General features: G+C 68.6%; 9 protein-coding genes. 2 read left to right on the top strand and 7 right to left on the bottom strand.

The annotated features are described in order from the left end of the window. Positions 1–55 precede the first annotated feature (55 nt). From LAJ50_RS16565 to LAJ50_RS16575, 3 genes are all read right to left on the bottom strand, one after another. Entirely contained in the window at positions 56–2,185 is a 2,130-nt protein-coding gene (locus LAJ50_RS16565; protein ID WP_171044608.1) for a S9 family peptidase, read from the bottom strand. 87 nt (positions 2,186–2,272) lie between these two features. After that, positions 2,273–4,372: a prolyl oligopeptidase family serine peptidase gene (locus tag LAJ50_RS16570; RefSeq protein WP_138653468.1), complete on the bottom strand. Its 2,100-nt coding sequence runs from the start codon at positions 4,370–4,372 to the stop codon at positions 2,273–2,275. A 74-nt stretch (positions 4,373–4,446) separates the two neighbouring features. Continuing rightward, positions 4,447–4,785, bottom strand: coding sequence for a hypothetical protein (locus LAJ50_RS16575; protein ID WP_138653470.1), 339 nt, complete (start codon positions 4,783–4,785; stop codon positions 4,447–4,449). A gap of 115 nt (positions 4,786–4,900) precedes the next feature. Here LAJ50_RS16575 and LAJ50_RS16580 point away from each other — a divergent pair, with 115 nt between their 5' ends. Further along, positions 4,901–5,512, top strand: coding sequence for a lipocalin family protein (locus tag LAJ50_RS16580; RefSeq protein WP_224096352.1), 612 nt, complete (start codon positions 4,901–4,903; stop codon positions 5,510–5,512). Between the two features lie 446 nt (positions 5,513–5,958). On the opposite strand, the gene secA is transcribed toward LAJ50_RS16580, so the two are convergent. Both secA and LAJ50_RS16590 read right to left on the bottom strand, forming a co-directional pair. After that, on the bottom strand, positions 5,959–8,706 hold the full coding sequence (gene secA / locus LAJ50_RS16585; RefSeq protein ID WP_138653472.1) for a preprotein translocase subunit SecA: 2,748 nt from the start codon (positions 8,704–8,706) through the stop codon (positions 5,959–5,961). Positions 8,707–8,875: 169 nt separating this feature from the next. Next, positions 8,876–9,829: a M23 family metallopeptidase gene (locus LAJ50_RS16590; protein ID WP_138653474.1), complete on the bottom strand. Its 954-nt coding sequence runs from the start codon at positions 9,827–9,829 to the stop codon at positions 8,876–8,878. 9 nt (positions 9,830–9,838) lie between these two features. Between LAJ50_RS16590 and LAJ50_RS16595 the strand changes: the two genes are divergently transcribed. After that, a complete protein-coding gene (locus LAJ50_RS16595) occupies positions 9,839–10,309 on the top strand; it encodes a DUF721 domain-containing protein (RefSeq protein WP_171044609.1) in 471 nt (156 codons plus the stop codon). Between the two features lie 151 nt (positions 10,310–10,460). On the opposite strand, the gene lpxC is transcribed toward LAJ50_RS16595, so the two are convergent. Both lpxC and ftsZ read right to left on the bottom strand, forming a co-directional pair. Further along, positions 10,461–11,384 carry a UDP-3-O-acyl-N-acetylglucosamine deacetylase gene (lpxC, locus tag LAJ50_RS16600; RefSeq protein ID WP_138653478.1) on the bottom strand — a complete coding sequence of 308 codons (924 nt, stop codon included), beginning with the start codon at positions 11,382–11,384 and terminating at the stop codon, positions 10,461–10,463. A 382-nt stretch (positions 11,385–11,766) separates the two neighbouring features. Next, entirely contained in the window at positions 11,767–13,026 is a 1,260-nt protein-coding gene (gene ftsZ, locus LAJ50_RS16605; protein ID WP_130550196.1) for a cell division protein FtsZ, read from the bottom strand. Position 13,027: the final 1 nt, after the last annotated feature.

A 13,027-nucleotide genomic window follows, 5' to 3' on the forward strand; every position in this document is an offset into this window, starting at 1 on the left:
GGAACATCGGCTGCGGAAACAACCGGACCGGAGCGATCCTCCGCCCGGGCGGCCCTCAGTCGGCCTTGGCCACGCCCAGCTGGTCGAGCATGAAGGCGTAGTACTCGGCCATTTCCTGGTAGCGGCGGAAACGGCCGGACTTGCCGCCATGCCCGGCTTCCATGTTGATGCGGAACACCACCGGCAGCGTGCCGGTGTCCAGGTCGCGCAGGCGGGCCACGTACTTGGCCGGCTCCCAGTACTGCACCTGCGAGTCCCACAGCCCGGTGCCGACGAACATCGCCGGGTAGGCGCGCTTCTTCAGGTTGTCGTAGGGCGAGTAGGTGACGATGTAGTCGTAGAACTCGCGCTTCTCCGGGTTGCCCCACTCGTCGTATTCGTTGGTGGTCAGCGGGATGCTCGGGTCGAGCATGGTGGTGACCACGTCCACGAACGGCACCTGCGAGATGATCACGCGGTAGTCGTCCGGCGCCATGTTGGTGATCGCGCCCATCAGCAGGCCGCCGGCGCTGCCGCCCATCGCCGCGACGCGGTCCTTGGCCGCGTAACCCTGCTTGACCAGCGCCTCGGTGACGTCGATGAAGTCGGTGAAGGTGTTCTTCTTCTTGAGCAGCTTGCCGTTGTCGTACCAGGCCCGGCCCATCTCCTCGCCGCCGCGGATGTGGGCGATGGCGTAGACCATGCCGCGATCGAGCAGGCTCACCACCGGCCCGGAGAAGCCAGGATCCATCGACATCCCGTAGCTGCCGTAGCCGTACTGCAGCAGCGCGGCAGTGCCGTCCTTCTTGAAGCCCTTCTTGTAGACCAGCGACACCGGCACCTTGGTGCCGTCGCGCGCGGTCACCCACAGCCGCTCGGTGGTGTACTTGGCGGGGTCATAGCCCAGCACCGGCTGCTGCTTGAGCAAGCGGCGCTCGCCGGTGATGGTGTTGAGCTCGTAGGTCGTGGCCGGCGTGGTCAGCGAGGTATAGCTGTAGCGCAGCCACGGCGTGTCGTGCTCGGGATTGGCGTCCAGGCCCATCGAATAGGCCGGCTCGTCGGCCTGGACATAGGAGGACTTGCCGTCCTTGCCCAGCAGCCGGATGCGCTCCAGCCCTTCCGAGCGCTCGCCGATCGCGGTGAAGCCGTCGAACAGCTCGAAGCCGTCGATGTAGACGCTGTCGCTGTGCGCGATCCAGTCCTTCCAGTCCTTGCGCGCGGTGGCGCCGTCGGCCGCGGTCACGATCTTGAAGTTGGTCGCGCCGTCGGCATTGGTGCGGATCACCCAGCGGCCATCGAAATGGTCGGCGTCGTATTCCACATCGCGCGCACGCGGCGCCAGCACGGTGAAGGCCTGCGGATCGGCCGCCGGCGCGTAGCGCTCCTCGCTGGAGACCGTGCTGTGCACGCCGATGGTGATGTACTTGTCGTCGCGGGTGCGGCCCAGGCCCATATAGAAGCTGTCGTCGTGCTCCTCATAGACCAGCGGGTCCTGCGCCACCGGCGTGCCCAGCACGTGCTTCTTCACGCGCACGGTCAGCAGCGTCTCCGGGTCGTTCTCGACGTAGAACAGGGTCTTGTTGTCGTCGGCCCAGACCACGTCGGGCGACACGCCCAGGATCTCGTCCGGCAGCACCTGGCCGGTGCTCAGGTCCTTGAAGCGGATCGTGTACTGGCGCCGGCCGACCGCATCGTCGGCATAGGCCAGCAGACGGTTGTCCTGGCTGACATCCCAGGTGCCGACGCTGTAATAGCCCTTGCCGTCGGCCAGCGCGTTGACGTCCAGCATCACCTCTTCCGGCGCCTCCATGCTGCCCTTGCGGCGGGCGTGCACGGGATAGTCCTTGCCGGTCTCGAAACGCGTGTAGTACCAGTAGCCGCGCTCGCGGTACGGCACCGACGCATCGTCCTGCTTGATGCGCGCGACGATCTCCTTGTAGAGCGTGCCCTGCAGCGGCTTGAGCGGCGCCAGCACCGCATCGGCGTAGGCGTTCTCGGCCTTGAGGTAGTCGAGCATCTGCGGGTTGGCTCGCTTGTCGTCGCGCAGCCAGTAGTACTCGTCCTGGCGCTGCGCGCCGAACGGCGCGGTGACCACATGCGGCTTCTTGGCCGCGTCCGGCGGCGTGGCCTGGGTGGCGGCGAGGGTCGAGGGAATGGAAGTGCTCATCAGCAGGGTCGCGGCCAGCAGGGCGGGAAGGGGCTTCATGGATAGGTCCGTCTGGATCGGGTTGCAAGGGCCGGACGCAGACGCCGCGCATCCCGCGGCACCCGCGCAGTGCGGCGGCGACTCATTTCACTTGCTCAGCTGTTCCCACAGGAAGGTGTAGGCCAACGCGTTCATGTGCGCGGACTGGGCGTTGTTGGCCGCGCCGCCGTGGCCGCCCTCGATATTTTCGTAGTAGCGCACGTTCTTGCCGGCGTCGAGCATCCTGGCCGCCATCTTTCGCGCGTGACCGGGATGGACGCGGTCGTCGCGGGTGGAGGTCAGGAACAGCGTCGGCGGGTAGTCCTTGCTGGCGTCGAACAGGTGATACGGCGAGAAGGTCTTGATGTAGTCCCAGTCGGCCGTGTCCGGGTTGCCGTACTCGGCCATCCACGAGGCGCCGGCCAGCAGATGGCTGTAGCGCTTCATGTCCAGCAGCGGCACCTGCACCACGATCGCGCCGAACAGCTGCGGATACTGGGTCAGCATGTTGCCCATCAGCAGGCCGCCGTTGCTGCCGCCCATCGCGCCCAGGTGGGCGGGCGAGGTGATCCTGCGCGCGGCCAGGTCCTGGGCCACCGCGGCGAAGTCCTCGTAGGCCTTGTGCCGGTTGGCCTTGAGCGCGGCCTGGTGCCAGCGCGGGCCGTATTCGCCGCCGCCGCGGATGTTGGCCACCGCGTACACGCCGCCCCTCTCCAGCCAGCCCTTGCCGATGCCGCCGGAATAGCCGGGCGTCATCGAGATCTCGAAGCCGCCATAGCCGTACAGCAGGGTCGGCGCGCGGCCGTCGTACTTCAGGTCCTTGGGCCGCACCAGGAAGTACGGCACGCGCGTGCCGTCCTTGGAGGTCGCGAAGTGCTGCTCGATCACATCGCGCGAGGCGTCGAAGAAGGTCGGCATCGTCTTCAACGGCGTCAGCGCGGCCGTCGGCGCGTTGGCGTCGGCCAGCATCAGCGTGGTCGGCGTCAGGTAGTCGGTGACGGTCAGCCACAGCGCGTCGGAGTCGTCGCCGTCCACGGCGCTGGCGCTGATCGCGCCGAAGGCCGAGTCGCCCACCTTCAGCGGCGTGGACACCCACTTGCCCTCGGTGTGGGTCAGTACGCTGAGGCGGTTCTTGACGTCCTGCATGACATTGAGGACGACGTGGTGGCGGGTGAAGGTGACCCCGGCCAGCGAGGTCGTGTCGGTCGGCTCGAACAGCACCTCGAAGTCGCGCTTGCCGGCCATGAAGTCGTCGAAGCGCGCGACCAGCAGCGAGCCGGCCTTGTAGGTCTTGCCGCCGACGGTCCACGGCTCGCGCAGTTCCAGCGCCAGCCATTCGCGCTGCACGGTCTTCTGCGCCGAGTTGGGCGCATCGATCTTGGTCAGCGTTCCATCCTTGCTACGCAGATACAGCTCGTCGTTGTAGAAGGCGATGGTGCGGGTGACGAAGTCGCGCTCGAAGCCCGGCGTGGCGTCATGCGCGGCGGCGATGTACATGTCCTCCGGCTTGCCCTCGTAGACGAGCTTGGCCGAGGCCAGCGGCGTGCCGCGCTTCCATTCCTTGACGATGCGCGGATAGCCCGAAGTGGTCAGGCTGCCGTCGCCGAAGTCGGTGTAGACATAGACGGTGTCGGCATCGATCCAGCCCAGCCCGCCCTTGGCCGCCGGCCGGTAGAAGCCGTCCTTGACCCAGGTCTTGGTGGTCAGGTCGAACTCGCGGGTCACGTCGGCATCCGAGCCGCCGCGCGAGAGCGCGATCAGGCAGCGGGTGTAGTCGGGCTTGCGGCATTCGGCGCCGTGCCAGACCCAGGTCTCGTGCTCGGCGGCGTTGAGCGCATCGAGGTCCAGCACGGTTTCCCAGGTGGGATTGGGCTTGCGGTACTCGGCCAGCGTGGTGCGGCGCCAGACGCCGCGGGCGTGGTCCTTGTCCTTCCACAGGTTGTAGTAGTAGTCACCGATCTTGCTGACGTAGGGGATCTTGGCGTCAGAGTCCAGGATCGCGCGGATCTGCCCTTCCAGCTGCTTGAACTGCGGCGTGCCGGCCAGCTGCGCCTCGGTGACGGCGTTGTGCTCCTTGACCCAGGCCAGCGGCCGGGCGCCCTCGACCTCTTCCATCCACTGGTAGGGGTCGTTGTCCACGGGGGTCTCCTGGGCATGGGCGCTGGCGGCGGCAAGGCCTGCGACCAGGGCGAGGGCGAATCGGTTCAAGGCGGGCTCCGTACGAGGCATTGCAGCCGCCGCACGCTAGCACAGCCCTCGCGGTGCCCTGCCCGTGCCGAAGGTCAGGCCACGCGGGCGGGCGAGCGGCTGCGTGACCCGATGGTCATCGAACGGCGCCGGCGCGCCTGCTGACCGCCGCGCCGACGCCGCGGCGCGAGTTCCGTGGCGGCCTGGGCCGGCGCGGGCCAGGACGGCAGGCGGAAGCGGTGCAGCGACCACCAGGCCACCAGCGGCAGGCCGGCCAGCCACAGCGGCGTCCAGCCCAGCGCCTCGGTCGATCCGCGCGCGCCCGGCAGCAGGACCACCAGGGCCAGACCGGTCAGCGCGATCGTGCGCAGGGTCAGCTCCAGGCGCGGATCGGCGTGGGAAGCGGTGCGGGCAGCGTGCGAAACGTAGGCCATGGCGGTGCATCCGGTCGGGTGTGGAAGCGCAGGCTGCCCGCGCCCCTTCTCACCGGTTGCGACCGCCGCGCGGGCGAACGCGGCCTTGACGCCGGCCGGCCTAGCCTGCTCGCCGATGCCCGCCCTGCCGACCATCGCCTCGCCCCGGAAGCGCCGCCACCTGCTGGCCCTGGCGCTGCTGCCCCTGATCGCCGCCTGCGGGACCGTGCCCATGCCGACCACAAGTACCGACGCCGCTCCGCCGATCGACCTGCCGCGCTTCATGGGCGCCTGGCACGTGATCGCCCATGTGCCCTATTTCGGCGAGCGCGGCCATGTCGCCAGCCGCGACGAGTACCGGCTCAAGCCGGGCGGCGGCATCGCCGTGCATTACGTCTATCAGGAAGGCTTCGGCGAGCCGGTCAAGACCCTGGATTCGCGCGCCACGGTCAAGGCCGGCACCGGCAACCGGCGCTGGACCACCTGGTTCTTCGGCGTGATCCCGACCAAGTACCGCATCCTGGAGACCGCGCCGGACTACTCCTGGGCGCTGGTCGACTATCCGGGCCGCGACCTGGCCTGGATCTTCTCGCGCACCGCTGACCTGCCCGATGCGCAGTACGCCGAGCTGGTGGCCCGGATGCGCGCCCACGGCGTGGACACGGGCAAGCTGGTGCGCGTGCCGCAGCTGGCCGAACAGGAAGGCCAGCCGGGCTTCGCCCCGGCGAAAAAGCCGCAGACGCGCTAGCCGTTCACAGCGCAACAAAAAGATTATCTGTTGGAGCGCGGGCCGAGCGCGGACCGCGCCAGTGCATGCACTCAACCGACAGCGTCGACCCTGCCGCGTGCGCGCTCTGGCGCGGCATCCGTCCAGGGCGCGATGGGATTAGAGAGCGCCAACAGCTCCCTATGTTTCGGTGGAGCCGGCCATGGCGGCGATGGGGCTCTCCCGGGAAAGCCTCATCGCCGCCATGGCGGCTCCCACCGTGATCCGGTCGGCACCCCGCGAGGCACGCGAGACGTCCTTCGACTTTCGAGTAGAGGCCTGCTGACGCGCCGCTCGCGGCAGCGGGCGGCGGGCGGTGAACGCCCGAGGCCGCAGCACACACGCTCCCAGGCCAGTCGATCGGGTGAAGCACAAAAAAAGCCCGGAGCTCATCCGGGCTTTTCGTCTTTCAACGCGTGCTCAACCGCTCAGCTCAGCTGGCCGTGGCAGTGCTTGTACTTCTTGCCGCTGCCGCAGGGGCAGGGATCGTTGCGGCCGACCTTGGGCTCGTCGCGGAACACCGTGGCTGGCGCGGCGGCCGCGGCCGCCTGTGCGGCCTGCACCTGCGCGGCTTCCTCGTCGGCGCCATAACCACCGGTGGGCGCATGCTGGAACTGCATGGCGCGCTGCTGGGCCTCGGCGATGCGGCGCTCCTGGGCTTCCAGCTCGGCCACTTCCTCCTCGCTGCGGATGCGCAGGCGCGCCAGGATGGTGATCACCTCGCGCTTGACGCCTTCCAGCATCTCGGAGAACAGCTCGAAGGCCTCCTTCTTGTACTCCTGCTTGGGCTGCTTCTGCGCGTAGCCGCGCAGGTGGATGCCCTGGCGCAGATAGTCCATGCGCGCCAGGTGCTCCTTCCAGCCCTTGTCGAGCACGGTCAGCATCACGTGCTTCTCCAGCGCACGCATGGTCTCGGCGCCGATCTGTTCTTCCTTCTGCACGAAGTGCGCGTCCATCGCCTCCTGTACCAGCGCCTCGATGCGCTCGGCGTCCAGTTCCTCGAACTGGGTCGGCCACTGCGTCACCGGCAGGTCCAGCCCGGCCTCGGCGGCCAGCTCGGCCTGCAGGCCGGCCAGGTCCCACTGCTCGTCGACCGAATTGGCCGGCACATGGCGCGCGACCAGGTCGGCGACCACGTCGCCGCGGATGCCCTCGATGTTCTCCTTCACCGACTCGGCGTCCAGCAGCTCGTCGCGCTGGGCGTAGATGACCTTGCGCTGGTCGTTGTTGACGTCGTCGAAGTCCAGCAGGTTCTTGCGGATGTCGAAGTTGTGCGCCTCGACCTTGCGCTGGGCCTTCTCGATCTGGCGGCTGACGAGGCGATCCTCGATCACGTCGTCCTCCTTCATGCCGATCAGCTTCATCGCCTTCTGCACCCAGTCGCTGGCGAAGATGCGCATCAGGTTGTCTTCGAGCGACAGGTAGAAGCGCGAGGACCCCGGGTCGCCCTGGCGGCCGGAGCGGCCGCGCAGCTGGTTGTCGATGCGGCGGCTCTCGTGGCGCTCGGTGCCCACGATGTGCAGGCCGCCGGCTTCCTTGACCTGCTCGTGGCGGGTCTTCCACTCCGAACGCACGCGGGCGATCTCCAGCTCCGAGGCGTCCTCGCCCAGCGCGGCCAGTTCGGCCTCCAGCGAGCCGCCCAGCACGATGTCGGTGCCGCGGCCGGCCATGTTGGTGGCGATGGTCACCGCGCCGGGGCGGCCGGCGTTGGCGACGATCGAGGCCTCGCGCTCGTGCTGCTTGGCGTTGAGCACCTCGTGCGGGACCTTGTTCTTGCGCAGGTGCTCGGAGAGCATCTCCGAGGTCTCGATCGAGGTGGTGCCCACCAGCACCGGCTGGCCGCGCTTGTAGCAGTCCTGGATGTCGGCCAGCACCGCGTTGAACTTGCCCTTGCGGTTGAGGAACACCTGGTCCGGCGAATCCTTGCGGATGGTCGGCCGGTGGGTCGGGATCACGATCACTTCCAGGCCGTAGATGCTCTGGAACTCGTAGGCCTCGGTGTCCGCCGTACCGGTCATGCCGGCCAGCTTGTTGTACATGCGGAACAGGTTCTGGAAGGTGATCGAGGCCAGCGTCTGGTTCTCGCGCTGCACCTGCACCCCTTCCTTGGCCTCGACCGCCTGGTGCAGGCCGTCGGACCAGCGCCGGCCCACCAGCGTGCGGCCGGTGAACTCGTCGACGATCACCACCTCGCCGTCGCGCACGATGTAGTCCACGTCGCGCTGGTAGATGGCATGGGCGCGCAGGGCGGCGTTGAGGTGGTGGACCACGCCCAGGTTCTGCGGCGAGTACAGGCCATCGTCCTCGTCGTCCTTCAGGATGCCGGCCTGGCGCAGCAGGTCCTCGGCGTGGGTCTGGCCGGCCTCGGACAGGTGCACCTGCTTGGACTTCTCATCGACCCAGTAGTCGCCCTCGCCTTCCTCGCTCTCCTGCTTGATCAGCGCCGGCACGATGCGGTTGACGCGCACGTACAGCTCCGGCGAATCGTCGGCCGGGCCGGAGATGATCAGCGGCGTGCGCGCCTCGTCGATCAGGATCGAGTCGACCTCGTCGACGATGGCGAAGTTGAGCTGGCGCTGGTAGCGGTCCTCGCGCGCCATGGCCATGTTGTCGCGCAGGTAGTCGAAGCCGAACTCGTTGTTGGTGCCGTAGGTGATGTCGCTGGCGTAGGCGGCGCGCTTGTCGCCGTGCGGCATGCCCGGGTAGACCACGCCCACGCTCAGGCCCAGCCAGTTGTACAGCTTGCCCATCTGCGCCGCGTCGCGGCGGGCCAGGTAGTCGTTGACCGTGACCACGTGCACGCCCTTGCCTTCCAGCGCGTTGAGGTACACGGCCAGGGTCGCGACCAGGGTCTTGCCCTCGCCGGTGCGCATCTCGGCGATCTTGCCCAGGTGCAGCACCATGCCGCCGACCAGCTGCACGTCGTAGTGGCGCAGGCCCAGGACGCGGCGCGAGGCCTCGCGGCACACGGCGAAGGCCTCGGGCAGGATCTTGTCCAGCGCCTCGCCCTCGGCGACGCGCTTCTGGAATTCGGGGGTCTTGGCCTTCAGTTCCTCGTCGCTGAGCTTCTGCAGCTCCGGTTCCAGCGCATTGATGCGCACCACCAGGCGATCGAGCTGTTTGAGCAGGCGTTCGTTACGGCTGCCGAAGACGCGGGTGAGCAAGCTGTTGATCATGAAGAAGAACCGGAATGGGAAGGAGCGTCGGCACCACCGCTGGCCTCTTTGCTTCCCCAAGGCCGGATGCCGAAAAACACGACGCGGGCGCAAGGCGCCCCGTCACGAGAACACGACATTGTAGCTTGGGGCGCCGCTGATCGAATCAAGGCGCCCCGCGGGCGGCGTCTCAGCCGCGGCCGCGCACGCCCACCGGGGTGGGGCCCTGGCCCAGGAACTTGCTCGGGTTCACCACCTGGCCGTCCTGCCAGACCTCGAAATGCACGTGGGCGCCGGTCGAACGCCCGGTCGAGCCCGCCTTGGCCACTTCCTGACCCGCGCGCACCAGGTCGCCCGGCTTCACCACCACGCGCGAGTTGTGCGCGTAGCGGGTCACATAGCCGTTGCCGTGGTCGATGTCGACCACGTTGCCGTAGCCGCTCTTGACCCCGGCGAAGCTGACCACGCCGTCGGCCACGGCCATGACCGGATCGCCGACGTTGGCCTTGAAGTCGATGCCCTTGTGGCGCTCGCCGCCGCCGCCGAACGGATCGGCGCGGCCGCCGAAGCCGGAGGTGATGTAGGTATTGGCCAGCGGCATGCGCGAGGGCGTGGCGTTGCGGTCCAGCTGGCGGTTGAACAGCAGCGATTCGAGCACCGACAGCTGCTGGCCGGAGGCGTCGAACTTGGCCCCCAGCGCGTCCAGGCCCTGCGCCAGCTCGCGCGGCGGCATGTCGCTGACCGCGCCTTCCGGGCCGCCCACGCCGACCGGCTCGTTGAAGTCGAACTCGCCGTCGTCCAGCTTGCCCATCTGGGTCAGCCGCTCGCCCAGTGCGTTGAGGCGGTTGGCCTGGGCCTGCAGCTCGCCCAGGCGCGCGGACATGGCGTTGATCTCCTGCTGCGCGCCGCGCTTGACCTGCTCGAGCTCGGCCTGCTGGTGGGCCGTCTTGGCCTGCAGGTAGGACACCTGCGCCAGGCCGAAGGCGCTGCGCGCGGCCAGGCCGGCCAGCAGGCCGACGGCGAGCAGGATGCCGGCGCTGGCCAGCGGGCGGGCGTGGCTGAAACGGCGCGCCTGGATGGTGCGCAGCGCCAGGTGATGGCGTGCCCAGGAGCGCGTATTGTGAAGAACGTTGTTGAAGCTCATGGAATGTCGATGTCTCAAGCCAAGTCCCAGTCGCGTCGGCCGGCGGCGCCGGTGCCGGCCCTGGAGGCCGCGCTGGCGTCGGCGGCGGCCGATCCGCTGCGTCATGCCATCCGGCTCGACGCGCTGGAACAGCAACTGCGCCCCTGTCTGCCCCCGGCGCTGGCCGCGCACTGCCGGCTGGCCAATGTGACGGGGGACCGTCTGGTCTTCGTGGTGGATTCGCCGGTCTGGAACGCCAAGCTCCGCCTGGCCTCCGCACACCTGGTCGAAGTCGCCCGCTCCCTCGGTCTTGGGATCAACTCCGTGATCGCCCGGACTTCGCTGCAACCCTTGTTCCAGGCCGACACGACGGGCCAGGCCGCCGGCACGGGCTCCCCGGTCGCGCGTGCCGCCCTGCGCGAGGCGATGGAGATGCTGGAGGCGTCTCCCGCGCCAGGCGCGGGTGAAACAGCAGGGCCGCGTCCCAGGTCCAAACGTTAAGACCGGGTGGAAGGCCGGCAGGCATCGTACCGGCCCGGGATGGGCCAGTCGTTAGCTGGAAGTTAGAAAAGAGTTAACCGTCGCCTGTTCAGGCGATTGATTCACGGTTCGGCGAATCGTCTGGTCGGGCCTATCCGACGGGCGCCGGCGCTCAGTGCGCCAGCGCGGGCGTGGCGGCGTAATGGATCGGCGGCGGCGGCTCGGTGGCTTCGGGGCCGAAGGACACCTCTTCCCAGGCGTCGGTCTGGGCGATCAGCGCGCGCACCAGGGTGTTGTTGAGCGCGTGGCCGGACTTGTAGCCCTCGTACTTGCCCAGGATCGCGTGCCCGGCCAGGTAGAGATCGCCGATGGCGTCCAGGATCTTGTGGCGCACGAACTCGTCGGCGTAGCGCAGGCCGTCGTCGTTGAGCACGCGGAACTCGTCCAGCACGATCGCGTTGTCCATCGAGCCGCCCAGGCCCAGGTTGCGCTCGCGCATGTACTCCAGATCGCGCATGAAGCCGAAGGTGCGCGCCCGCGCGACCTCGCGGATGTAGCCGCCGGTGGAGAAGTCCACCTCGGCGCGCGACTGCGAGGCCGGGATCATGGGATGGTCGAACTTGACCGTGAAGCCCAGCTTGAAGCCGTCGTAGGGCTCGAACCGCGCGATCTTGTCGCCGTCGCGCACTTCCACCGGCTTGGTCACGCGGATGAAGCGCTTGGGCACGTTCTGCTCGACGATGCCGGCGGACTGCAGCAGGAACACGAACGGGCTGGCCGAACCGTCCATGATCGGCAGTTCCGCCGCGGACAGTTCGACATAGATGTTGTCGATGCCCAGGCCGGCCAGGGCCGACATCAGGTGTTCGACGGTCTGGACCTTGGCCGGGCCGCAGCTCAGGCCCGTGCACAGCGTGGTCTCGGTGACCAGCGAGGCATCGCCCGGAATCTCCACCACTGGATCAAGATCGACGCGACGGAACACCACGCCGGTGTTCGGGGCCGCCGGGCGCAGGGTCATGAAGACCTTGTTGCCGCTGTGCAGGCCCACGCCGGTGGCGCGGATCACGTTCTTGAGGGTGCGCTGGGGGATCATCGGGAGCTCGCACGCAAAATGTCAACAATTCGTGATGATACCACCCGGGTCTGAACCTGAATGGAAGCGTGTCACGGCACGGACATCGCGTCCGACGGGGCGGCGCGCATCCTCACCGTGAAAAGCCCGCCGGACCGGGCTCGCCGGCCCGGCGGGAAAATCACTTGGACACGTCACGGTTCACTACGATTGCGCCCGCCCGACGCGTCACGGCGAACTTCGCCGGTCCGCGCGAGGCGGGGTGAAGCGGTGGATCAGTCGGCCTGGCGGCGCAGGGTGAGCGGCTTGCTTTGCGAGGCACTGCCTCGCAAGCCGCGAACGCCCGGCCAGGGAGGGCCGGGCCGGCGTAGCCGTGCTCATCCTGTTCCGCCATGGATGGCCTTCAGTCGGCCTGGCGGCGCAGAAAAGCAGGGATGTCCAGGTAGTTGTCCGGCAGCTCGGCCGCCGCGGCCGCGCCGCCGATGCTCGGCTCCGCGCCCGCGTTGCGGCGCAGACCCAGGCCCTGGGTGGCGCCCATCACCGGGTCGATCTTGCCGGTGGTCGCGGCGTTGGGCAGCGGCACCGCGTCGACCGGCAGGCCGGTGGTGGCATCGCGCACCAGCTTGATCGGCGCACGCACCGTCTCGCGCGGCTGGTAGCCGCCGCCCAGGTCGCTGCCGCGCACCGGCTGACGGGCGACGGTGCGGTTCAGGCCGGTGGCGACCACGGTCACGCGGACTTCGTCCTGCATGTTCGGGTCGAGCACGGTGCCCACCACCACGGTGGCGTCCTCCGAAGCGAAGCCCTCCACGGTGCGGCCGACCTCGTCGAACTCGGCCATGGTGAAGTCCGGACCGGCGGTGATGTTGACCAGGATGCCGTTGGCGCCGGACAGGTTGACGTCGTCCAGCAGCGGGTTCTGGATCGCGGCCTCGGCGGCGGCCTGGGCGCGGTCGTCGCCGCGGGCGGCGCCGGTGCCCATCATGGCCAGGCCCATCTCGCTCATCACGGTGCGCACGTCGGCGAAGTCGACGTTGATCAGGCCCGGACGGACGATCAGGTCGGCGATGCCCTGCACGGCGCCCAGCAGCACGTCGTTGGCGGCGCGGAAGGCCTGGATCATCGTGGCGTTGCGGCCCAGCACGGTGATCAGCTTCTCGTTGGGGATGGTGATCAGCGAGTCGCAGTGGGTGGAGAGTTCCTCGATGCCCTTCAGCGCGACCTGCATGCGGCGGCGGCCCTCGAACGGGAACGGCTTGGTGACCACGGCCACCGTCAGGATGCCCATCTCCTTGGCCAGCTGCGCCACGACCGGCGCGGCGCCGGTGCCGGTGCCGCCGCCCATGCCGGCGGTGATGAACACCATGTCCGCGCCGGTCAGCGCCTCGATGATGCGGTCGCGGTCTTCCAGCGCGGCCTGGCGGCCGACTTCCGGGTTGGCGCCCGCGCCCAGGCCCTTGGTGACGTTGCCGCCGAGCTGCAGCTGCTGCTTGGCGCCGCAGTTCTTGATCGCCTGCGAGTCGGTGTTGGCGGTGATGAACTCCACGCCGTCCACGCTGCTGGCCACCATGTGCGCCACGGCGTTGCCGCCGCCGCCGCCCACGCCGATGACCTTGATCACCGCGTTGGGAGCCATCGTTTCAACCAGTTCGAAATGTGCCATG

The organism is Pseudoxanthomonas sp. X-1 (assembly GCF_020042665.1).
Lineage (GTDB): Bacteria > Pseudomonadota > Gammaproteobacteria > Xanthomonadales > Xanthomonadaceae > Pseudoxanthomonas_A > Pseudoxanthomonas_A spadix_A.

Bases quoted from the DNA above. Each gene is read 5' to 3' on its own strand.
- LAJ50_RS16565 (WP_171044608.1), bottom strand. From the start codon at position 2,185: ATGAAGCCCCTTCCCGCCCTGCTGGCCGCGACCCTGCTGATGAGCACT.
- LAJ50_RS16575 (WP_138653470.1), bottom strand. From the start codon at position 4,785: ATGGCCTACGTTTCGCACGCTGCCCGCACCGCTTCCCACGCCGATCCG.
- LAJ50_RS16580 (WP_224096352.1), top strand. From the start codon at position 4,901: ATGCCCGCCCTGCCGACCATCGCCTCGCCCCGGAAGCGCCGCCACCTG.
- secA (WP_138653472.1), bottom strand. From the start codon at position 8,706: ATGATCAACAGCTTGCTCACCCGCGTCTTCGGCAGCCGTAACGAACGC.
- LAJ50_RS16590 (WP_138653474.1), bottom strand. From the start codon at position 9,829: ATGAGCTTCAACAACGTTCTTCACAATACGCGCTCCTGGGCACGCCAT.
- LAJ50_RS16595 (WP_171044609.1), top strand. From the start codon at position 9,839: ATGTCTCAAGCCAAGTCCCAGTCGCGTCGGCCGGCGGCGCCGGTGCCG.
- lpxC (WP_138653478.1), bottom strand. From the start codon at position 11,384: ATGATCCCCCAGCGCACCCTCAAGAACGTGATCCGCGCCACCGGCGTG.
- ftsZ (WP_130550196.1), bottom strand. From the start codon at position 13,026: ATGGCACATTTCGAACTGGTTGAAACGATGGCTCCCAACGCGGTGATC.